Below are 22,977 nucleotides of genomic sequence, written 5' to 3' on the forward strand. Positions count from 1 at the left end.
TATTAAAAATGCCATATTAAAATACCCAGGACACCCAAAGTGCGAGAACGACTAGCGTGAAAAGCAAGGTAATTGGGATTACGGTTATGGTCACCTTCAAGTATTGCCCCCAGCTTAATTTGACTTTTCCTTTCTTGATCATATGCATCCACATTAAGGTTGCAAGCGTTCCAATCGGTAATAGAAGGGAGCCGATATCGCTGCCAATAACACTCGCCAGGTATGAGATTTTTAATGTAAGGGGGTCTAGACCCATGCTTGTCAAGGTTAGGGTCCCCACCATAAGGGCAGGATGGTTGTTGAATAAATTGGATAGAATCGACAGAAGTACCCCCATCATGATACTCGCGTGAAGTAAACTGCCGGATACGATCGGTTGAAGTAACTGGATGAGGAACTGAGTTAAGCCGATATTATGCAAGCCATAAATAATCACATACATACTGAAGGCGAACACGAGTATATACCAAGGTGTTTTTTTTATCATATCCGCAGGCGAAATTTTCAAAAAATACCACCGCCATGCCAATAAGAAAGCAGAGCCGATGACAGCCATTAGTGGAACAGGGAACTGGATATATGAAGCAACGAATAGACTAACACGTACACAGAATACAAAAATTAAAATATTACGCATGAGTTTGGTGCGATTCTCTGGAAGGATCTGCGACGCATCTTCTTTTAAAGGATGTGAGTGCTTCAATGATCCTATCGTCATTACAGGCAGTTTACGCGGCAAGACACGATAGAAACAGACATAGAGCAGGAAGGAAAGAAGCACAAGTCCAAGTGAAGCAGGGACAAACATCATCGCAGTGTGCATATACAAGTCCATATGAACGATTTTTAGAGCGATCAAATTCACAATATTGCTTACGCCGATAGGCGCACTTGAGGCGGTTGCGATTAAAGCTCCGGAAAGAAGATAAGGTATCTTTTGGCGATTTTTAAGCCCTAGTTTTTGCAGCAGCATCAATAGAATCGGTGTCGTAATTAAAATACTGCCATCATTGTTCACAAAAAGTGTCATCAGAAAGCAAAATTGGTTCGTATACCAAAAAAGACGTATCCCGGAGCCCCTGGATCTCTCCATTAACTTCTCAGCTGCCCAATAGAAAAAGCCAAAGCTTTCCAATACAATCGCCATGACGATCGTCGCCATAATCGTTATAGCTGCTCCGCTGATGGTTTCCGTTATTTTACCCAAATCCGATAGAGAAACGCTGCCGCTGAGAAGAACAACAATGGCTCCGACTGTAGCTGGGTATGCTTCGTTGACCGTAGGACGCAAGAAAATAAATGTAATCGTACATAAAAACGTGATGACCGTAATGGGAACCATAAAATCTTGCAGCATTTGACTCAACCTCTTTTCGCTTAGATGCACGGTGCTCCATTTATATCTCTAGTAAAATTATGGTTGAATGATCACTACATAGTTGTTTTCACTCCCTCTTTATATGACTTATATATACATTTGCAGTGTATGTATAAATAACATAGAGGGGACTAGCCGATTTCCTCATCTTTATAATTATCAACGGTTAACTAGGAGATATATATCTCGGCACTATATGTATCTATTAAATATTTCCAGCAATTATTTTTGGGAGCGCCCCCACAAAACCGCGATAGGCGATGAATACTATGAGTACGTGTAATCCACCTCCAAACCATGTTTAAATGACAGATCAAAGGAGGAATTAGTAAATGTTTAAACAGTTTGACAAATTATATGGGATTGACTTAGGTACATCCAACACCGTGATATTTGAGAAAGGGAAGGGGATTGTGCTCAACGAGCCAACGGTCGTTGCCTTTCATCAACACACGGGCGAGTTGCTTGCTGCCGGTGCCGAAGCTCAAGCCATGATTGGCCGAGCCCCTGCACATGTGGATATCACGTATCCCTTAATGAATGGCGTTATTTCCAATTTCGAGAAGACAAGCAGCATGCTGCAATATTTTATTAAAAAAATCCAAGGCAGATCCTCTTTCTTGCGGAGCTCACAAATTTACATATCGGTGCCTTGCGGGATCACGAACGTACAAAAGCGTGCGATTGAAGAGACCGTCGTCCATAAGGGAGCCAAAAAGGCGATCGCAGTGGAAGAACCGCTCGCGGCTGCTCTCGGTGCCGGGATTAATTTGGATGAACCCATAGGGCATTTAGTGCTCGACATCGGTGGCGGGAACTGTCAAGTTGCCGTATTATCGCTTGGAGGCATCGTCGCCAGTCATACGATTCACCGTGCAGGGATGTCGATTGACCGCGATATTATGGATTATGTGAAACGGCAGTACAACATGGAGATTGGTGAGCGGACGGCTGAGGAGATTAAGAAACAGATTGGCACGGCTGTAAACACGGTGGAAGAACGGACCATCGACATTCGAGGCCGCGATTTGATCAACGGTTTGCCACGATCGATTCAGTTGACATCCAGTGAAATATATGCAGTAGTTAATGATTTTTTAGGAACACTGATTGAGGCTATTCGTGCGACTTTGGAGCTTTGTCCTCCTGAACTTGCAGGTGATGTGATGGAGCAGGGGATATTGCTTTGCGGAGGCGGAGCATTACTGGATGGCATCGATGAGCGGATTCGTGCGGAGACGGGTGTCGCTGTTCATATCGCGGACGATCCGCTTGCATGCACAGCACTCGGGACTGGAATGATGCTCGGTGAGCATAGAGTGAAGAACAGACCGGTAAAGCCAGAGAGTAAAACGGAAGAAATGGCAACCCAGCCTTGATTACAAAGAAAGCTTAGTCCGAGCGGTTACAGCTCGTGGACTAAGCTTTTTTCGTTGTGAATGAGTGATTCAGGGATGGACTTCCCTGAGCTTCTTGGTCTTGCTTTTCGGTTTTCTAAACAGTTGACTCAAATTGTCCAAATTGACTACGACAACACCCGCGATAATGGTGATTACGCCTATCATCGTTATCCAACTGATGGATTCGCCATAGAACAAGACGCCAACTATGAGAGCGATCAGCGGCGAGACATAGAGCCATGTTGAAGGGAAGATAGGGTTCGTTTTGGCTACGAGCCAGTAGAAAAGGCTATGTCCGACCATCGATCCGATGATTATCAGATAAAGGAGCGAACCAATCGCACCGGGTGACTGCAAGCTTGCAAACGGATTGTGTTCCGTACAAACGGACAGCAGCAGTAACAACAACCCGCCATAAATCATTTGAGCCGCATTAAGCGCAATAGGTGAGGCTTCCGGGAATTGTTGGATAACTCGTTTCGCATACAGGGCGCCCCATGAATAAAAGAATTCGCCGATCATAATCGCGATGCATCCGATTACCCACCAGCCGCTTGCGGAGAAAGTAAGACTGGGAAGCAACAGCAAGATAACGCCGCTGAATCCAATGATACAGCCGCAGAACGAACGGGCAGCCGGTTTTTGCCGCATTACAATCATCTGAAGTACAAGGATCATGATCGGTCCTGTAGCCGATAGCACGGCTGCGATACCGGAGGTGACATGTTGTTCGGCCCAGTACAGGGTTGCAAAGGTGCCGAAGGTCAACCCAATGCCTGTAAAGAGCATTTCTTTGCGGAATAGAAGATTGAAGCTTGCTTTTTTCCTTCCGACCATCCAAACGAATAACACCAAACCTGCAATGAAAAAGCGTGCGCCCGCAGAGAAAAATGGCGGTGCAGCGGCGTCGACACCAATCTTAATCGCTAAGAAAGTCGTGCCAAAGATCAAACATACGAGCAAGTAATTAAAAATAATCATAGCTGCTCCTCCTTTGATATGTATCATACATGGAGGTGAATAGAACAGATGAATATACATAGAACAGATTTCTGGTAATTGGTGTACAATAAGAAAACAAGAGAAGGGGGCTGCCATGCTTTTCAGACAAGTCTATGATTATATCGTCAACCGACTGGATCGCCAGGTGTGGCAAGCGGATGAGAAGCTTCCTTCGATCCGGATGCTTGCACAAGAACTGGGCGTGAACCGGCTCACCGTTTTCAAAGCGTACCAACTATTGAAACTGAACGGGAGAGCCTATGTAAAAGAAAAATCAGGGTACTATGTAAGCCCCTGTGAGTCGAAGCAATTGCAGACCGAGTACACGGAGATCGCGACCGAACCATCTCCCGGGCATCTCAAAAACAATTTATCCGAAATTCACCAAGTCCCGGTCATCTATCAATTCTCACAGGCGCTCATTGATCCGAATTTACTGCCGAACCTGTTTCTTTCCGAATATGTGAAGAAAGTGTTCGATATTTATCCGAAATTAATGGGAACATACTCTTCCGCGCAAGGGGATGAAGAGCTGCGTGAGCATCTATGTCAGCACTTGGTTCGTCATCATAAGGTTCAACTAACTTCCGGTCAGTTATTGATTACGACGGGAGCGCAGCAAGCGATAGACTTGCTTGCCCGCATCTATATTCGTCAACTGGATGCTATTTTAGTAGAACGACCAACTTATAGTGCAGCTATCGATACTTTCCGCAGCTATGGCGCCCGTTTTCTTCCCGTCGATATATCAGCGGATGGCTATGATTTGGAAGAGGTTGAGAGGTTGATGAAACAGTATCAGCCGCGATTCTTTTATATGAATCCTACTTTTCATAATCCGACGGGCTATACGATTCCTCCGGCACAACGCAAGCTGCTGGTCGAGCTGGCCGAACGGTATCAGTGCCTCCTGATCGAAGACGATGCTTTTCACGATATGTATTTCGAGGGGCCGCCGCCTCCGCCAATGTTCACTTATGACACGGAAGGCTGGGTCGTATATATCCGAAGCTTTAGCAAATATGTGGCTCCCGGCTTGAGAATTAGTGCGATCATTGGCCGAAAGTCTGTCATTGCGCATTTGATTACGGCCAAGTCACTTGCGGATAACGGAACGCCGCTCGTCAATCAAAAGATTTTTCTGCATTATTTCGCGTCGGAACGGATGCAGCAGCATTTGGAGAAGCTTCGGACGGCTCTACAAATTCGGAGAGACATCATGGAGGAAGAACTGGCTGCAATCGGATGGCAATGGGTGAGTCCCAAGGGAGGACTGAACCTGTGGCTAAAGCTGCCGGACACTTTTCCTGTAGAGCCGTTCTTAGATGAATGCATCAGGCAATCCATTTCCTTCGTTCCAGGAACGATCTGCGACCCGTTGAAGGAGATGCATGCTTGGATCCGGTTAAGCTACTCTTTCGTAAATGAAGGGCAATTGCGTGATGGTGTTAGGCGGCTTGTGGAGATTGCTCGCAAGTTTTAACTACCTTTGACAGTTGATTCGTTACCTGTTGCAAATCAGCAATTTTATGATAAGATAATATAAAAAAAGTGCGGCAAAGAAGCCCCCGCCATTATTGACGGGGGCTTCTTTTTTTTCGGGAGAGGGGGTGATTTTCGATGCAAGAAGAGAAAAAACGATTTATTCAGGAGTTTGTACCCGGCAAACAGGTAACGCTAAGTCATTTAATAGCAAATCCCGATGAGGATTTGTTTAATAAACTTGGAATCGCGCAAGCGGGTTCCATTGGCATTCTAACACTAACGCCTAGTGAAACGGTGATTATTGCTTGCGATCTGGCGACCAAAGCGGCGAACGTTTCGATCGGGTTTCTGGATCGTTTTACCGGAAGTCTCGTTTTGGTAGGAAGTGTATCCGAAGTCGAGGTGGCGATGCAGCAAATTAATACTTTTCTTTCTGAACAGCTTGGATATACGCCATCACGTATCACGAAGTCGTAAAGGAAGTGCATGCCATGAATACCAATCATCGCGCTATGATTATAGGATCTATTGGCGCAGGGAAATCAACAATGACGAATGCGTTACTTGGCCGGAAGGTCGATGCCGTAAAAACCCAAGCTTTAGTTTATATGGATTGGATTGTCGATACACCTGGCGAATATACGGAGAATCCCTTTTTTTACAAAAGTATTATGGCCACTGCGCTTGAAGTTACTCATGTCATATTTATCCAAGATGCTACGAATTCGAAGACGATCTTTCCGCCGGGATTCGCTACAGGGTTTACCAAGCTGCCTATAGGCGTTGTAACCAAGTCTGATGCGAAAGATGCGAATGTGGATCGAGCCTTGAACCAGTTGAAGCAAGCCATTCCGAAGGGGGCTATCGTTATTTCTTCCTCGTTTACCGGGCAAGGCATCAAGGAGATCCAAGAGCTGGTGCAATGCGCGACATTAGCGGACATGAAAACATATTGCATCCAATCGGCAGCAAATTATATATTTTATCATGAAAGCCTTTACATTTAACTGAATTTTAAGTATTATATCCTTAATAAATGAATATCTTATTGGCAAAGGCGCCATCAACAGTAAGTGGAATCCATGTTGAAGGCTCTTTTTTTATTCCTAAAGGAGTCTTAGACGATGAATGCTGTTCAGCAGATTCAACATTTATGTAAAACGTACACTTCTTTAAGCGATGAAGATGTAGATCTTATCATTGAAAAGAGTAAAACCATTCAAGCCATTGCGGATATCGCGCAGGCTAATATTTTTATCGATTGTCCGGTAAAGGGCGATCGTAATGTCCTTGTAGTCGCAGAAGCCATTCCGACCACCTCACATTCACTTTATAAAGGAAGTGTTGTTGGGAAAATCATCTACGAACGTTACGAACCGGCCGTATTCCGTGTATATCGAACAGGAAAGCCTGCATTGATCAATCGTGCTATCACGCATGAAGGCGTGCATGTCAACCAGAATGTAATGCCCATTAAAAATGATAGCAATAAGACGATCGGCATGCTTATTTTGGAAAAAGATATTACGGCACAAGTAAGACACGAGAACGAACTTGCTATTCTTTCAGAGACAACCGAAGAATTTAGCCGTACGTTCTTTGATTTAATAACGAAGAATCGCATCATTCCCGATCTGATTGAAGAGGCTCTTGTCTTATTAAGAGCGGATGGGAAAATTATGTATGCGAATAATTTTGCAATCGGGCTCATGGAAATCCATTGTGATAACAGTCTGACGAATGGAGATTATATTAATAGTCCCATTTGCGAGATGCTTCCCTTTATTCAAGAAAATGACTATTTGAATAACGGTGTTATTCAACGAGAGGCCATTCATAAAGATAAGGTGTATATTCTTCGCGGCATTGATTTGCAGAACAAAGATGAAGTGATGCGAATCTTAATTCTGCGTGATATTACTGACCTTCGCGATAAGGAGCGTCAGTTGATGGTGAAATCGGCTGTGATTAAAGAAATCCACCACCGCGTTAAAAATAATCTGCAAACGGTAGCGAGCTTATTAAGGCTTCAGCTCCGGCGCGGTGTGCCGGACGAAGCGAAAATCCTTTTTCAAGAAAGTCTTAACCGCATAATGGGTATCGCAACCGTCCACGAAGTACTTTCCTACAGTGGAATTGAAACGGTTCGAATGAATCAAGTAATCGAGAAAATATCGAAAATACTCGTGAATAATATTCAAAATGACCCATGCAAAGTAAGCATACAATTGGATATCGAGGATATTGAATTATCATCCAATCAAGCGGTATCATTGGCGCTTATTCTCACGGAGCTTGTACAGAACAGTGTAAAACATGGCTTTGTCGGATTTGTGGAAGGCATGATTACGATTCAATTGCTTGTCGATAACGGGCAGGTTCAACTCATCATTCAAGATGACGGAGTCGGATTTGAACATCAGACGGATACCGAACATTTGGGACTTGAGATTGTCAGGAATTTGACGAACTACGATCTGAATGGAGAGTTTGAAATCGAACGGCTTTCTGAGAAGGGGACGAGGGCGAAGGTCGTCTTTCCAATCGAATAAATTGCGGAGGGATCACGATGAGCAAGTCTCGTATTATGGTCGTTGACGATGAGTCCATTATACGTATGGATATTAAAGAAATGTTGCTTGAAGCCGGTTATGACGTAATCGCCGAAGCGAATTCGGGAGAATTGGCCATAGAACTTGCTGCCAAACATCGTCCAGATCTCATTGTTATGGATGTCAAAATGCCGCGTATGAACGGGATCAAGGCGAGTCGCATTATCCAACAATCTTGGCAAATCCCTGTCGTATTATTAACCGCCTATAGTCAGACGGAATTTATCGAAGAGGCCAAAAATGCGGAAATTGTGGGATATCTGGTGAAACCTATTACAGAAAATGATTTGATCCCGGCCATTGAAATTGCGCTCAATCAATCCAAACGCTTGCATTCTTTAATGGGTAATATTAAAAAGCTAGAGCAGAAAATCGAGGATCAAAAAATCATTGAAAAAGCAAAAGGCATTATCATGGAGACGTATCTTCTCAATGAAGAGGGAGCTTATAAAAAATTACGCTCTTATTGTATGAACCATCAGGTTCAGATGATCGCTGTCGCACATGATGTGATCAAAACTCGCAGTTTAGATGAAAATATAATAAAAACGTATTAAACCGTTTCATTCAAAAAAAATAGCTTAGGCAAAGACGCCTTTATCACTATCTCAAGCAGATAGTGCTAAAAGGCGTCTTTTTCTTCTGGGGGGTGATGATATGAAGCAACATCAACAAGCAGAAACGATTATTAGCGCCGGTATCGATATTGGCACGAGTACGACCAAGCTCATCTTGAGCCGGTTTTCTCTGATGAATACGGCTGGAACCAGCCATGTGCCGCGGATTGAAATTATCGATAAACAAGTTTTTTATAAAAGTCCCATTTATCGGACGCCTTTACGCTCGAATGTGTTAATTGATTTAGAAGCGGTTCAAAATCTCGTAAAAAAAGAATATGCCAAAGCTGGCGTTAGGCCGCAGGATATCAAGACGGGAGCCGTAATTATTACGGGAGAAACCGCTACCAAACATAATGCAGAGGAAATGATTCACAGTCTTTCCTCAGAAGCGGGTGAATTCCTGGTCGCCACGGCTGGACCCGATTTGGAAGGAATTATTGCAGCGAAAGGATCCGGAGCGTATCAGTATTCCAAACAATCGGGCAAGACGATAGCGAATATAGATATTGGCGGAGGAACGGCTAATCTTGCTGTTTATCAATCCGGAAATTTCAAAGGGACGTGTACGCTGCATATTGGCGGCAGATTAATAGAGCTAGATAAGAAGAGAATAAAAACCATATCTCCACCCATACAAAACCTGCTTAGCCATTTAGGACATTCGCTTTCTCCCGGCGATCCCATTCATATGGATGATATTCATAGTGTGATCAAGGAAGTCATCTACGCCATGGTCCGTACACTTGTTCATATTCTCGAAGGGAAAGTTGACAACATAGACAAAGTACTCCTTCTAGGACACCCGCCTGATTGGGGGATACCTATCGATGAAATTATGTTTTCGGGCGGTGTTAGTGAATGTATGTACGGGTTGGAAACAAATTCAGAACAAGCGCAAAGCGTCGAATATGAGGATATCGGTTTCATACTAGCTGAATCATTACGGCAAAGTGCTCCACTGAAGCGATGGAAGTGGATCACACCCATAGAAACTGTCAGAGCTACCGTGCTTGGGGCCGGTACGCAAACAACGGAGATAAGCGGAGCTACAATCCAGGTCGAGAGTTCGCGTTTACCCATTAAAAACTTGCCAGTTTATCATGTGCAGTTGAGTGAAGATCTTGACAATGGCAAACAAATCATTCATCAGGCGATAGAACAGGCGTTACAGATTTATGATCCACTAAGAGAAGGAATCAATTTTGCTCTCTATATGACGGGTCTATCGGTGCTAAGATTTCGCGAAGTCCAACAGTTGGCCGGGTGGCTGCTTGAATCCTACCAAGCCCAGCCTAATCAACTCGAACCGCTGATTGTCATTATGGCCAATGACATGGCTAAAGTTCTAGGCCAAACTTTGCAGGCAATGAACCCCGGACGCGATATTATTTGCATCGATCAAGTTCTCGTCGAACACGGCGATTACCTGGATATTGGAAAAAAGCTGCAAACGGAAGTCGTGCCCGTCGTTGTGAAGACACTCGCGTTTCATTCTTAAAATGAGAGTTTCATTTTTAAAATAAAAGTTTAAAAAGTCCGCTTTCAGAACCGAGAAAGTTGGACGAATTCCGGAGAAGGAGGAACGGAGCGTAGAGATTTGCTACGAGAGTACCGGACTTCCCGGATTCGTTCAAGATTCGATGCCGATTAGGCTTCTTGAATTGCTTCGTTATCAAAGTGGGCTTTTTAAACAACCTTTAAAGAAAGGATGGTCGGTTCATGATACTGAAGACTTCGCTCATGGGTCAAGTTTACCAATTTAATAACTTGAAAGAAGTATTTGCCAAAGCGAACGAAGAAAAATCTGGCGATAGGCTTGCCGGGCTTGCTGCTGAGACCGTTCAAGAGCGGATCGCTGCCAAACAAGTTCTTGGCGCACTGCTGCTGAGCGACATTCGCAACAATCCCTTGCTCCCGGCGGAAGAAGATGAAGTGTCCCGGATCATTGAGGAACAAGTCAATGAACCTATTTATAAGAGCATGCAAGGGTGGACCGTATCCGAATTGAGGGAATATATTCTCGATGACCGTACTTCGGGAGAAGATTTAAAGCGGATAAGCAGAGGACTCACCAGCGAAATGATTGCGGCAGTGGCGAAACTGATGTCGAATCTCGATCTGATTCATAGCGCGAATAAAATTGAAGTCATAACCAAATGTAACATCGCGATTGGGCAAAAAGGGGTTCTTGCCTCAAGACTTCAACCTAATCATCCTACGGATCATGTTGACGGAATGATCGCTTCTTTAAAGGAAGGCTTATCGTATGGGATGGGCGATGCGGTTATTGGCATCAACCCGGTCGACGATTCTGTCGAGAGTGTCAAACGGCTGCTGTACGCGACACATGATTTTATGAAAACCTGGGAGATCCCGACGCAAAATTGTGTGCTGGCCCATGTGATCACACAGATGAAGGCCATCGAGCAAGGCGCTCCTGCGGATATGATTTTTCAAAGCATAGCAGGTACAGAGGCCGCGAATCGCTCATTCGGCATCACAGCCGCTTTACTGGATGAGGCCGATGATATGGCTAGAACGCTTGGGACGGGAACAGGCCCTGAGCGATTATATTTTGAAACAGGGCAAGGATCGGAATTGTCGGCAGAAGCTCATTACGGAATTGACCAGCTGACCATGGAGTCGCGCAATTACGGATTTGCCCGGCGTTATAATCCCTATATTTTAAACACGGTCGTCGGGTTTATCGGCCCGGAATATTTGTATGACAGCAAGCAAGTGATACGCGCCGGCCTTGAGGATCATTTTATGGGCAAAATGCATGGGATCTCCATGGGGGTAGATATTTGTTACACCAACCATATTAAAGCCGATCAAAATGATATTGAAGATTTAGGTGTACTGCTTACCGCTGCGGGTGTCAACTTTATTATTGCAACCCCGATGGGGGATGACTGCATGCTCAATTACCAATCCATGAGTTATCACGATGTGGCAACACTGCGCCAAACGATGAATCGCAGACCGGCCCCGATATTCGAAGCCTGGTTAGAGAAAATGGGGATTATGGAAGATGGTAAATTAAGCAGAAGAGCTGGAGATCCTACCATTTTTACTCGTTAGCCTAAGCTAACGATGACAGTTTTGCTAGGAGGTGATAAACATGAATGAAGGGCTCATTGAAGCGATTACAAAAATCGTTCTGGAGAAAATCAATGCCCGCCAAGATACGCCATCTACAATCCAAGACTCAGAAGTGTCAACACATGCGGATGGGATGGTCAAGGTTTGGAATCATCTGCAAAGTGGAACGGATTCACAAGAACCGTTCACGTTAGTACAGACATCATTGCCTTTTACCAACTCCCCCTATGAACCAACAGAAGATCAGGGTGGAATGGTGAAAATTTGGGATCATAGATCGGATTCCAAACCCTTAGAGGAAAAGAAACTTTTGCTGGATCAGCACGATGAAATTCTTCCGGAATTACAAACCCGTTTGGGCATAGAGGAACCTCTTTATAAAGAGGAATTATCAGCACTCAAAAGTAAAACGCCCGCCAGAATCGGAATTGGAAGAGCCGGTTTACGGCCGAAAACAGAAGCTTGGTTACGCTTCCGGCTTGATCATGCCGCTGCGGTAGACGCCGTCTATGGGGAAGTTTCGCCGGAATTGCTGGAAAGTCTGGATTTATTTTCGGTGCAGACTAAGGTTTCGGATAAAGAAGAGTATATACGTCGTCCGGACCTTGGAAGGCGATTGTCGGATGAAGCGATACAAATCATTTCCAAGCGTTGTGTGCATAAGCCCAAAGTACAAATCATTGTATCCAACGGTCTTAGTTCACAAGCGATTGAGAAAAACCTGGAAGATGTGCTTTTATCGCTACAGCAATCCTTGAAAAATCTTGGTCTCGAGTATGGGACTTCGTTCTACATTCAAAAAGGCCGGGTTGCGGTCATGGATGAAGTCGGAGAAGTTTTGCAGCCTGAGGTTGTCGTGCTGATCATCGGGGAACGGCCGGGCTTGCTAAGTGCCGAATCATTAAGTGCTTACATGTGTTATAAGCCTAGAAAAGGAACGATTGAAGCCGAGCGGATGGTCATTTCAAACATCCATTCGGGAGGCATTCCCCCCGTAGAGGCTGGAGCCTATTTGGGAAATGTCGTCGAGAAAATTCTCAAATATGAAGCGAGTGGCATATCACTCGTTCAAAAGGAGGCGTCGGTCAGCGATGCTAGACAGAATTAAGGCTGAAGTGCTAGCTGTCCGTATCATTCCTAATGTAGATGAGTCGTTGGCTGCTCAATATCAGTTGAAACCCGGATTTAGGAGCTTGGGTATTCTTACGACGACGATTGACGATATCGGGTATACGGCACTTGACGAAGGGACCAAGAGAGCGGAAGTGGAAGTCGTGTATGCCCGTTCCTTCTACGCCGGCGCCAGTCACGCATCCGGTCCATTATCGGGTGAATTCATCGGAATCATTGCCGGGCCCAATCCTGACGAGGTAAGAAGCGGGATCGAAGCGATCGAAAATACCATTCAATATGATGCGTTTTTCGAAGCCTTAAATGAGGAACGCACTCACGCTTTGTATGCGCATGTCGTAGCGAGAACCGGCAGTTATCTTTCCCAATTGGCGGGCATTAACGAAGGTGAGCCGCTCGCTTATTTAATCGCTCCACCACTCGAGGCTATGTACGGACTCGATGCCGCTTTGAAGGCGGCGGACGTGCGGCTAGTCAAGTTCTTTGGCCCTCCTTCGGAGACAAACTTCGGCGGCGGATTGCTTACAGGCACACAATCGGCTTGTCGCGCTGCAGCGGATGCTTTTCGGGAAAGCATTATCGAAATTGCTAAACATCCTATCTCATATTAGGAGTGATGCCCATGTAGAAGAAGAAGTTTTAAATGATGAGAAGAAAGGAGCTAACGAAAGATGCTATTGGAAAAGGATTTGCTATCCATTCAGGAAATGAGAGACGCCGTTAAGAAAGCGAAAGAAGCTCAATTGAAGTTTCAAGCTTTCTCACAAGCAGAAGTGGACCGCGTCGTTAAATCTATGGCGGATGCTGCTTATGAGAAATCCTACGAGCTTGCCTCTCTCGCCGTCGAGGAAACAGGACTCGGGGTTATCGAGCACAAGGTGATCAAGAATCAAGTCGCTTCTCGAGATGTGTACCAGTCCATTAGTGATCAGAAGACCGTTGGAGTCATAAACGATTATAAAGATAAGAAAATTGTAGAGTTAGCTGCTCCCTTTGGTGTCATTGCAGGAATTGTACCGACAACGAATCCAACATCCACAGCTATCTTCAAAAGTTTGATTGCGCTGAAGGCGCGAAACGCTATTGTCTTTAGTCCCCACCCGTCCGCCGCAAAATGCACGGTCGAAGCAGCCAAGATTTGCTTGCAGGCAGCCGTGGATGCGGGAGCTCCGGAAGGAATCATTGGCTGGATTACTCAGCCGACGATGGAAGCTACTGAAGGCTTAATGAAGCATAGAGATGTTAATCTGATCTTAGCAACAGGCGGCGGCGCTTTGGTAAGGGCAGCTTATAGCTCCGGTAAACCTGCTTACGGGGTAGGACCAGGAAACGTGCCGGTGTACATTGAAAAATCGGCCGAAATTTCCAAAGCCGTACAGCGAATTGTCGACAGCAAAACTTTCGATAATGGAACCATTTGCGCTTCTGAGCAGGCCGTTATCGTGGATCGGAACATCCGTGAGATGGCCATTTGCGAGTTTAAGAATCAAGGCGCTTATTTCTTGAACGCGGGAGAGAAGAAGAAGCTGGAACCGGTCATTTCTCCTGCTCCCGGCAAACTCAATCCTAAGATTGTGGGACGCAGCGCGCGAGTTATCGCGGAAATGGCAGGCATTACGATTCCCGCTGATACGCGCTTGTTGATCGCGGAGGAAACAAATATCGGGAAAGACATTCCTTTTTCCATAGAGAAACTGGCTCCAGTCTTTGCTTTGTATACCGTTGAGGGTTCGAAGGAAGCTTTGGATATCTGCGAACGTCTTTTGGATTTAGGCGGAAGAGGGCATACGCTGGCTATTCATACAACGGATGACGAAATTGCCCGCACATTTGCTTTACGAATGCCAGTATCAAGAATTGTCGTCAATACGCCATCCGCACTCGGCGCAGTTGGCGGAACGACTGGACTCAAACCTTCATTTACGCTAGGTTGCGGGTCGTTCGGAGGCAATATTACCTCTGATAATTTGACAGCCCATCATTTGATGAACATTAAACGTCTTGCTTACGGCATCAAACATGTGGATGTCCCTAAACCCGGTAGTGCAAAGGCTCCGACAAATTCAAAACCAGAGGCACCGCATTCGAAAGATGCTCAGATCGATGAAGTCGTAGGCAAAGTTTTAGCCAAGTTTGGTTCAGCAGGAAATGTTGACAAGGAAACGATCGTCAAATTAGTCAATCAAGTGATTTCCCAAATCTAATTTAATTAAACTCTAGGAGGAATTTCAAATGACAAGAGAACTTACTGCATTAGGCATGATCGAAACAAAAGGGCTGGTAGCGTCTATTGAAGCGGCGGATGCGATGGTAAAAGCGGCGAATGTTCATTTGGTCGGCAAGGTCCATGCAGGCGGCGGACTTGTAACGGTGCTTGTTCGTGGAGATGTTGGCGCAGTAAAAGCGGCGACAGATGCAGGTGCGGCGGCAGCGCAACGCGTTGGTGAGCTTTTATCCGTTCATGTTATCGCACGCCCACACAACGAACTGGAAAGCATTTTGCCTAAATTTGAATTGGAAAAATAAACGCATCTGATGCCTTAACGGAAAGTGAGGTGTGCGAATCATGGACCCGCAAATGATAAAATCGATTGTTGATGAAGTGGTGCTTCATCTCAATCAGGAAGAAAAAATAAAATCAGCTATACCCATCGGCGTCTCTGCACGACATGCGCATTTGTCGAAAGAGCATTTGGCAGCATTATTCGGTTCCGGATATGAGCTAACGAAGAAGGCGGATTTATCTCAACCCGGTCAATTTGCCGCGAATGAAACTGTGCTCATCGCCGGGCCTAAGGGGAGCATTGAAAGGGTTAGAATACTCGGGCCCGTTAGGGGAGCAACGCAAGTCGAGGTAAGCAAGACGGACTCCGTTAAGCTCGGACTCGAGCCGCCCCTTCGAGAATCGGGGGATATTAAAGGTTCTTCGCCCGTGACGATTGTGGGCCCGAAAGGCAGCATTCATATTTCTGAAGGGTTAATCGTAGCCCAGTGCCATATTCATATGACACCTGATGACGCGGCTGCATTTGGGGTTGAGAATGGCGAACTGGTTCAAGTCCAAACACAGGGCATGCGACCGATTATTTTCGAAAAAGTGCTCATTCGCGTTTCGGAACGCTACAAGCTTGAAATGCACATAGATACCGATGAAGCGAATGCCGCGTTTCTTACCACCGGCGATACCGGGACTTTAATAAAATCAGCGGATTCGAAGGGTTTATAATGACATTATCCATCGATAAAGCCGTCATTGAACAAATTGTCAGAGAAGTTATCAAAAATTTGCAAGCGGCGAAAACGGAATCAATTTACCAGAAATCACGCTTGCTTCTCGTTCATGATGATAACCATGACCAAGAAGAAGTCAACAACATTGCAGCGGGTCTACAGGCGAAATGGCATGTTACTCCGATGTCATTTCGCTCTCCCGATCTTTTATCTGTGGTAAGCGATATCCAGCATGCGGTTTTGTTGGACATTGACCAGGATATACTAATCCGGGGAGCATTAGGATTCACCGACTCAGCTCCAAGCGAGCTGTTGGCAAGTATTTTGCAAAATGGAATACCGGTGACGTTGGTGCCTTCACAATCTTTACTATGGATCCTTCAACCTGAAAATTCAGATGAAGAACGACTGCCAGAGCATGCAAGGTGCTATAAACAGCATATTCGTATGCATAAAGACATGCTCGTTTCTTTTGGGGCAACATTTGCCGGGCCATCCGAATTGCAAGTTGCACCTAGGGATAGCGGTAGTACAGACCAAGATAACGTCCAGAACGAGAAGACATTGTATTTTGATAAAAGAGTACTGACCCAGAGAGATGTGCAGGTTGCCGATGTTGCCACTATTCTTGTTTCTCGGTCGACCCTCGTTACCCCGTTAGCACGCGATACCGCAAGGGACAAAGGGATGACGATCCTTGTCAAAGAATCATGAGGTGGTGAAAACATGCAAGTTGGCACAGTAATCGGGAATGTGTGGGCAACGCGTAAAGAGGATGATTTAACAGGTCTGAAATTTTTATTTGTCCAACCGGAAGGGCCGACCGGGACACCGATTGATGCTCCTTTTGTCGCATTGGATCGTATTGGCGCAGGTATCGGAGATAAAGTTATGGTGACCAAAGGGAGCGCGGCCCGGTTCGTTCTCAAGGATAAGGATTTGCCGATTGATGCCGTCATTATCGGTATTGTAGACTCAATAGATGTAGAAAGCAGGTGATGGGGATGTCAAAAGCGCTAGGTATGATTGAAACGAGAGGATTTATCGCGTCAGTCGAGGCAGCCGATGCCATGATTAAAGCGGCGGATGTAAAACTTATTAAACAAGAACAAGTGGACGCGGGCCTCGTAACGATCTTGGTTGAAGGCGATGTTGGAGCCGTTCAAGCTGCTCTTGAAGCAGGGAAAGAAGCTGCTAAACGAGTCGGGGTATTGGTTGCAGCTCACCTTATTCCTAGACCGGATGATGGTATTGATTCGATTCTAAAAAAAAAAGTGAATTGACAACTCCCGCCACTCAGCAAGCTGAAGAAAGTCAAGGAAAACAGGATCAAATCGCTGAAACTCTTGATGTTGTAGAAGAAACGCCGATTAACGCAGAAACAACTACTACTGAAAGTCAGGAAGAACAACCAGCTACTGATCAGCAGACCGATCCAACAGGAAATACAAGAAAGAGAAGACGCCCGAATAATCACTCTTAAATTCGTAAAAGAAAACTGGGGGATTGCGTATGACGTTAGGATTGACTTTAATTGCTGTTGCTCTTATTGTGATGATTGCTTTATTTTTGAAAGCTCGAAACGGAGTCAAGCTGGCTCGCCTGAAGGGGCATACTGGTGACGACCTGAATGCATTCGGATACAAACAGGAACTCATGCGCGATATGGGGGGATTCTCCAATTTCGCTATTTCTTTCTCGGTCATCTCGATTCTGACAGGTGCGGTTACGCTATTCGGTTTTGGTTTTAATCAAGGCGGACCGGCAATGATGGGGATGGGTTGGCCGATTGTTGTTATCTTTGTTTTGTTTTTATCGGCAGCCATAGCGGAATTGACTTCTGCGATTCCAACATCCGGGGCCATTTACCACTGGGCATCTATTCTTGGAAATCCGGGATATGGTTGGTTCTCTGCATGGTTTAACATGATTGGTCAAGTTACAATTGTTGCGGGTATTGATTATGGATGTGCCGGTTTTGCATCTTCGCTATTATTCCAAGATCCGACGAAATCCGAAACCTTACTCGTTTATGCGATTATTTTGATTAGCCATGCCTGTTTAAATCATGTTGGCATTCGAATTGTATCTAAACTCAATGATGTATCTGCCTTCTATCATTTGCTCGGGGTAGGTTTGATTATCGGAGCTTTGATTTATTTCGGACCTACACAGGATGTTAGTTATTTGTTTGATACAAGTTTCTCAACAGTGGCGAACAGTTCTACACCTTATTGGTTTGCGTTTATCGTGGGATTGTTACAAGCACAGTGGACGATTACCGGATATGATGCTTCTGCCCATACGAGTGAGGAAACGGTTGATGCGAAGGTACGTGCTCCTTGGGGTGTATTTACATCTGTTGTCGTATCCGGCATTTTCGGTTTCATTATGCTGGCGTTAGTCACGATGTCCATTAAGGATCCTGCTGCTGTAGCTGCCGGCGGCGGAAATGCTTTTATCGTAGCTATTGAGCAAGCAATGGGAGGAGTCTTCGGTAAGGTTATCCTTTGGATGGTGACGATTGCGATGTGGTTCTGCGGTTTATCCGGGGTTACTTCCGCTTCCCGAATGATTTACGCTTTCTCTCGAGATAAAGGATTACCGTTATCCAACCTGTGGGGCAAAGTCTCTGAGAAATTCCGCACGCCTGCCAATGCGATTTGGATTACCGTTATTTTAGCCTTCTTATGCGGCCTTCTCGATAATGTATATGCCGTTGTAACCGCGTTAACTGTAATTGGTTTGCATAGCTCTTATCTAATCCCTCTTTTCCTCAAACTTCGCGCACAAATGAGAGGTGTCTGGACGAAAGACGATGACGGTCCGTGGTCATTAGGAAATTGGAGCGTTTTTGTGAATGTGGTTGCAATTGCCTGGGTACTCTTCTTAGATGTATTATTTTGCATAGCTCCAAACGATGTTAAAATTACGGAGCAATGGACTGTTCACTATGCAACGGGAAAAGCATTCATCGTATTATTTGTCATTTTGATCATTACGTATGCGCTGCGTGCTAGAAAGCACTTTAAAGGGCCGCATTTGGGGACTTATAAAGAAATCAATGAGAGACTCAACTCAGGGAATACAACTGTGAAAAGTAGTGGACAACTTGAGAGGGGGTAATCCATATGGCGTTTAAAAGGAAGAAAATCGCAGTAGTCGGGGCTGGATTTACAGGGGCCACGGCAGCGCTTATGCTAGCTCAAAAAGAGCTTGGAGACGTTGTATTGGTTGATATTCCAAATCTGGAAAACCCCACAAAAGGAAAAGCTTTAGATATGCTTGAAGCAGGACCAGTGCAAGGTTTCAATGCTAATATAACAGGCACATCCAATTTTGAGGATATTCAGGATGCGGACTTGGTTATCATTACGGCGGGCATTGCCCGTAAACCTGGCATGAGCCGCGATGATTTGGTGAATACCAATGCAGGCATCATGAAGGGAGTTTCCGAAAATGTAGCCAAGTATGCGCCTAATAGCTACATTTTGATCTTGAGTAATCCGGTAGATGCCATGACGTATGTATGTTACAAAACGACCGGGTTTCCGAAACATCGTGTAATAGGCCAATCCGGAGTTCTGGATACAGCCCGGTTTAATACATTTGTTGCTCAGGAATTGAATGTATCTGTAGAAGATGTTACGGGGTTTGTACTTGGCGGCCACGGGGATGATATGGTTCCGCTAGTTCGGTATTCGAGTGTTGGAGGTATTCCCGTAGACAAGCTTATTTCTGGAGAACGACTTGACGCCATTGTCGAGCGCACACGTAAGGGCGGCGGTGAAATCGTAAACCTTCTCGGAAATGGGAGCGCTTACTACGCGCCTGCAGCTTCTTTAGTACAGATGGCGGAAGCCATCCTTAAAGATAAGAAGCGCGTTCTTCCTTCCGTTGCCTATTTAGAAGGGGAGTACGGGTATCGCGATTTATACCTTGGCGTACCGACGATCATCGGCGGGGACGGTATTGAAAAAATACTAGAATTGCAATTGACGGAAAAAGAGAAATCAGATCTTGATAGATCGGCACAATCCGTTCGTAACGTCTTACAAATTATTAATTAAAAAGAGAAAGATCAAGTCTATTCATTAATGAGACTTGATCTTTTTCTGTTCTTGGAACGTTCAGCGCCGAAGTCTTATTAGAAACCTTGCGAATATAATAGAAAGAGCAGCGGATCAACATGGATTTGGAGGTAGAGCCGCAAGAATACGAGAAGGAGGTGGGCAGGAGTGAGTCTAGTGATCGGTATCTTATTGGTTGTCTTAACTTGTGCGTTTGCTTGGTGGATTGTACGGATTGCGGGAAGAAACGTTCAGAATTTCGATGAAAGTAAGCATGAAAGCTTTCTAGGGAAATAACCTGTTTTTCTTATGAAAAACTCAGCCTATGCTTACGATGCAAGTTTTGCTAAAGCAAAACTCTAGGGAGGTATAACATGAGCACACATGCTAACCACCACGATAAAGATAAACAGGATTTGAACAAATTCGGTTATGCGCAGGAGCTGCTGCGGAGTATGGGGGGATTCTCCAACTTCGCGATTTCGTTCTCGATCATTTCCATTCTCACCGGTGCGGTGTCCTTATATGGTCACGGTTTGACCTATGGCGGTGCCGGTATGATGGGGTTTGGCTGGCCGATCGTCGCTCTATTCGTTATGTTCATCGCTGCCGCGATGGCTGAACTCGCTTCGGCGATTCCGACAGCCGGTGCTCTTTATCACTGGGCCGCCATTTTGAAAAACAAACGATGGGGCTGGTATACAGCTTGGATCAACCTGATCGGGCAAATCGGAATCGTCGCCGGTATCGATTATTCCGTCGCTTTGTTTGCCGACCCGCTGCTTGGCAGTGTATTCGGTTACGAGTCCAATAATACGACCGTACTTATTGCTTTTACCGTCATCCTGCTGACGCACGGCATTTTAAACCATATTGGCATACGAATTGTCGCCAAGCTGAACGACTTTTCAGCGTGGTATCATATCGCCATCGTTGCCGTTTTGGTGGTTTCCCTTGCTTTTTTTACAAAAGGGGGCTTAAACAGCATCGATTATTTGTTCAAAGTTGGCGAGACATATTCCGATAAACCTTACATGCTCGCGTTCCTCATAGGGCTTTTGCAAGCGCAATGGACATTCACGGGATATGATGCATCCGCGCACACCATCGAAGAAACGATCAACCCACGCGTACGCGCACCTTGGGGTATTTTCACTTCCGTCGCTTACTCTTTCGTCATCGGCTTCATCATGCTTGCCTTTGTCACACTTTCGATCAAAGATGCCGCCGCAGCGACCAGCTCGGGCAACGCCTTCATCTACGTAATCAGCCAAGCGCTCGGCGGTACATTCGGTTCCGTCATCCTTTGGCTCGTCACCGCCGCCATGTGGTTCTGCGGATTGGCTTCCATCACGTCCTTTTCGCGGATGATGTACGCCTTCTCACGCGACAAAGGGATGCCGTTCAGCAGCCAATGGGCACAAATCTCCAAAAAATTCCGCACCCCCGCCAAAGCCATTTGGCTGGCCATTATCCTTTCATTCCTACTTGCCTTCATCGATTACATCATCAAAACGATCAATCCGGATGCTACATATACAACAATAGCGTTCTTAACAGCCGTGAGCGTCGTGGGACTGTACGTTGCATACGGAATTCCTATTCTGCTCAAGTTGATCGCCAAATCACAAGGGAAGTTCCAAGATAAACATCTCGGCCCTTGGAACCTTGGCAAGTATAGCGATTTTATCTCCGTTGTTTCACTTATTTGGATTGTTTTCATCTGCGTCGTCATGGTCATTCCGCCGAATCAGATGGCAGGATACGCCTTGGGAGGCATGCTGATTCTATTGATCATTATGGACTTTGCCTACTACAAGAAACATTTCCCAGGCCCGCAAGCGGCTCTGAATACTTCGATGGATGAAATCATTCGCAGGGAAAAGGAATTGGAGTAGATTTCTGCTGCGGTTGGGGAGACTACGGAGAAGATATAGATAAACGCCAACGCTCTGACGTATTATGAAACTGACAAAAACATACATATTGCCGAAAGAATCGGAGACAACTGATTGGAACAGGTTGTCTCTTTTTTGTTTTCATGCTGAAGGGAGGAAATTATGGGGGTGAAGCGAATTTTAATCAATAAGAAATTTCTGTAAAAATAGGGGAGCAATCGGCTTTATGGATCGAAATGCCTTTTGTTCAAGAGAGGAATCGGACTATGAACAAAGAGCTTTGGCTCGGCTCCATGAGATTTTGAAACGAAAGGGTTATAGCTTAAAGACCATGAAAGCTTATTTGGGCCATGGGGAGCGATTTTTGGGTCAACTTGTGGTCCCCTTTGAATCGGTCACTTCAGAGCATATTCATCGCTATATCCTGTAATTGCTGGAGCACCAACTTTCGCATACCTACATCAGTCAGGCCCGTCGTGGCCGCCCTTCGGGCTTAAGTCGGTGAGGCGTCGGGAACACTACAATGTTACATGATACCTGCGGAGAGCATTTAAAGACGAAAATACCTTAGATCATAAATACATAAAAAATCTTTTTAAGGAGTAAAGCGATGAATCCACCAAAACATATCGTTTCGGCAGCTGCAATTGTAATAAATGACAATAACGAATTATTACTTATCAAAGGACCAAGAAGAGGCTGGGAGATGCCTGGTGGTCAAGTTGAAGAAGGTGAGTCCTTAAGTCATGCTGCAATAAGAGAAACAAAAGAAGAATCAGGAATAGACATAGAAATTATAAAATTCTGCGGAATATTTCAGAACGTAGGAAATTCAATTTGTAACACCCTATTTTTAGCGAAACCAATAGGTGGAGAATTAATACAAACATCAGAAAGCTTGGAGTCAGGCTACTTTCCGATAGAAGAAGCACTAAAAAAAGTTGAATGGAAAGATTTCAGACAAAGAATAGAGTATTGTTTAAAACCTGAAATGCAACCTTTTTGTGTTGAGTTTAATGATGTAAAGAATATTTGAGGGTCTCTC

The 22,977-nt window shown here is 45.2% G+C and carries 23 protein-coding genes; 21 read left to right on the plus strand and 2 right to left on the minus strand.

Translation table 11 applies throughout. The annotated features are described in order from the left end of the window. Window positions 1-16 precede the first annotated feature (16 nt). A complete protein-coding gene (locus ACFQZT_RS28360) occupies window positions 17-1,357 on the minus strand; it encodes an arsenic transporter (RefSeq protein WP_379305584.1) in 1,341 nt (446 codons plus the stop codon). A gap of 353 nt (window positions 1,358-1,710) precedes the next feature. On the opposite strand from ACFQZT_RS28360, the gene mreB reads away from it, so the two are divergent. Next, complete coding sequence (gene mreB / locus ACFQZT_RS28365; RefSeq protein WP_379305586.1) at window positions 1,711-2,757, plus strand: rod shape-determining protein; 1,047 nt, start codon at window positions 1,711-1,713, stop codon at window positions 2,755-2,757. Between the two features lie 69 nt (window positions 2,758-2,826). Here mreB and ACFQZT_RS28370 read toward each other — a convergent pair whose 3' ends face one another. Then, complete coding sequence (locus ACFQZT_RS28370) at window positions 2,827-3,759, minus strand: DMT family transporter (RefSeq protein WP_379305588.1); 933 nt, start codon at window positions 3,757-3,759, stop codon at window positions 2,827-2,829. Window positions 3,760-3,874: 115 nt separating this feature from the next. Between ACFQZT_RS28370 and ACFQZT_RS28375 the strand changes: the two genes are divergently transcribed. From ACFQZT_RS28375 to ACFQZT_RS28470, 20 genes are all read left to right on the plus strand, one after another. Beyond that, window positions 3,875-5,263, plus strand: a complete 1,389-nt coding sequence (locus ACFQZT_RS28375; RefSeq protein WP_379305590.1) for an aminotransferase-like domain-containing protein — start codon at window positions 3,875-3,877, stop codon at window positions 5,261-5,263. Window positions 5,264-5,400: 137 nt separating this feature from the next. Further along, window positions 5,401-5,742 (plus strand): ethanolamine utilization microcompartment protein EutS, encoded by a 342-nt coding sequence (gene eutS / locus ACFQZT_RS28380; RefSeq protein ID WP_379305592.1) that lies wholly within the window; start codon window positions 5,401-5,403, stop codon window positions 5,740-5,742. A gap of 14 nt (window positions 5,743-5,756) precedes the next feature. Then, a complete protein-coding gene (locus tag ACFQZT_RS28385) occupies window positions 5,757-6,272 on the plus strand; it encodes a EutP/PduV family microcompartment system protein (RefSeq protein ID WP_379305594.1) in 516 nt (171 codons plus the stop codon). A 117-nt stretch (window positions 6,273-6,389) separates the two neighbouring features. Next, window positions 6,390-7,817: a sensor histidine kinase gene (locus ACFQZT_RS28390; protein WP_379305596.1), complete on the plus strand. Its 1,428-nt coding sequence runs from the start codon at window positions 6,390-6,392 to the stop codon at window positions 7,815-7,817. A 35-nt stretch (window positions 7,818-7,852) separates the two neighbouring features. After that, window positions 7,853-8,434 carry an ANTAR domain-containing response regulator gene (locus tag ACFQZT_RS28395; RefSeq protein ID WP_379305816.1) on the plus strand — a complete coding sequence of 194 codons (582 nt, stop codon included), beginning with the start codon at window positions 7,853-7,855 and terminating at the stop codon, window positions 8,432-8,434. Between the two features lie 100 nt (window positions 8,435-8,534). Then, window positions 8,535-9,995 carry an ethanolamine ammonia-lyase reactivating factor EutA gene (locus ACFQZT_RS28400; protein WP_379305598.1) on the plus strand — a complete coding sequence of 487 codons (1,461 nt, stop codon included), beginning with the start codon at window positions 8,535-8,537 and terminating at the stop codon, window positions 9,993-9,995. A 221-nt stretch (window positions 9,996-10,216) separates the two neighbouring features. Continuing rightward, on the plus strand, window positions 10,217-11,581 hold the full coding sequence (locus ACFQZT_RS28405) for an ethanolamine ammonia-lyase subunit EutB (RefSeq protein WP_379305600.1): 1,365 nt from the start codon (window positions 10,217-10,219) through the stop codon (window positions 11,579-11,581). Between the two features lie 40 nt (window positions 11,582-11,621). Beyond that, window positions 11,622-12,710 carry an ethanolamine ammonia-lyase subunit EutC gene (gene eutC, locus ACFQZT_RS28410; RefSeq protein WP_379305601.1) on the plus strand — a complete coding sequence of 363 codons (1,089 nt, stop codon included), beginning with the start codon at window positions 11,622-11,624 and terminating at the stop codon, window positions 12,708-12,710. Beyond that, the gene (eutL, locus tag ACFQZT_RS28415; protein WP_379305603.1) at window positions 12,694-13,344 is read left to right on the plus strand and encodes an ethanolamine utilization microcompartment protein EutL; all 651 of its coding nucleotides are present in this window, start codon (window positions 12,694-12,696) and stop codon (window positions 13,342-13,344) included. The genes eutC and eutL overlap by 17 nt, the downstream gene beginning before the upstream one ends. Before the next feature lie 60 nt (window positions 13,345-13,404). Beyond that, complete coding sequence (locus ACFQZT_RS28420; RefSeq protein WP_379305605.1) at window positions 13,405-14,937, plus strand: acetaldehyde dehydrogenase (acetylating); 1,533 nt, start codon at window positions 13,405-13,407, stop codon at window positions 14,935-14,937. Between the two features lie 28 nt (window positions 14,938-14,965). Then, complete coding sequence (locus ACFQZT_RS28425; protein WP_379305607.1) at window positions 14,966-15,259, plus strand: BMC domain-containing protein; 294 nt, start codon at window positions 14,966-14,968, stop codon at window positions 15,257-15,259. A 40-nt stretch (window positions 15,260-15,299) separates the two neighbouring features. Then, window positions 15,300-15,959 (plus strand): phosphate propanoyltransferase, encoded by a 660-nt coding sequence (pduL, locus tag ACFQZT_RS28430; RefSeq protein WP_379305609.1) that lies wholly within the window; start codon window positions 15,300-15,302, stop codon window positions 15,957-15,959. After that, entirely contained in the window at window positions 15,959-16,678 is a 720-nt protein-coding gene (locus ACFQZT_RS28435; RefSeq protein ID WP_379305611.1) for a hypothetical protein, read from the plus strand. Before pduL ends, ACFQZT_RS28435 begins: the two co-directional genes overlap by 1 nt. Before the next feature lie 12 nt (window positions 16,679-16,690). Continuing rightward, entirely contained in the window at window positions 16,691-16,963 is a 273-nt protein-coding gene (locus ACFQZT_RS28440; protein ID WP_379305613.1) for a EutN/CcmL family microcompartment protein, read from the plus strand. Between the two features lie 5 nt (window positions 16,964-16,968). After that, on the plus strand, window positions 16,969-17,247 hold the full coding sequence (locus tag ACFQZT_RS28445; protein ID WP_379305615.1) for a BMC domain-containing protein: 279 nt from the start codon (window positions 16,969-16,971) through the stop codon (window positions 17,245-17,247). Between the two features lie 229 nt (window positions 17,248-17,476). After that, window positions 17,477-19,090, plus strand: coding sequence for an amino acid permease (locus ACFQZT_RS28450; RefSeq protein WP_379305617.1), 1,614 nt, complete (start codon window positions 17,477-17,479; stop codon window positions 19,088-19,090). A gap of 5 nt (window positions 19,091-19,095) precedes the next feature. After that, window positions 19,096-20,034: a malate dehydrogenase gene (gene mdh / locus ACFQZT_RS28455; RefSeq protein WP_379305619.1), complete on the plus strand. Its 939-nt coding sequence runs from the start codon at window positions 19,096-19,098 to the stop codon at window positions 20,032-20,034. 168 nt (window positions 20,035-20,202) lie between these two features. After that, a complete protein-coding gene (locus ACFQZT_RS28460) occupies window positions 20,203-20,331 on the plus strand; it encodes a hypothetical protein (RefSeq protein ID WP_379305621.1) in 129 nt (42 codons plus the stop codon). A 77-nt stretch (window positions 20,332-20,408) separates the two neighbouring features. Continuing rightward, window positions 20,409-21,932 carry an amino acid permease gene (locus ACFQZT_RS28465; protein WP_379305623.1) on the plus strand — a complete coding sequence of 508 codons (1,524 nt, stop codon included), beginning with the start codon at window positions 20,409-20,411 and terminating at the stop codon, window positions 21,930-21,932. Window positions 21,933-22,542: 610 nt separating this feature from the next. After that, the gene (locus ACFQZT_RS28470; protein ID WP_379305625.1) at window positions 22,543-22,968 is read left to right on the plus strand and encodes an NUDIX hydrolase; all 426 of its coding nucleotides are present in this window, start codon (window positions 22,543-22,545) and stop codon (window positions 22,966-22,968) included. The last annotated feature ends 9 nt before the right edge of the window (window positions 22,969-22,977 follow it).

It is taken from the genome of Paenibacillus sp. GCM10027628 (assembly GCF_042676385.1).
Taxonomy (GTDB): Bacteria; Bacillota; Bacilli; order Paenibacillales; family NBRC-103111; genus Paenibacillus_E.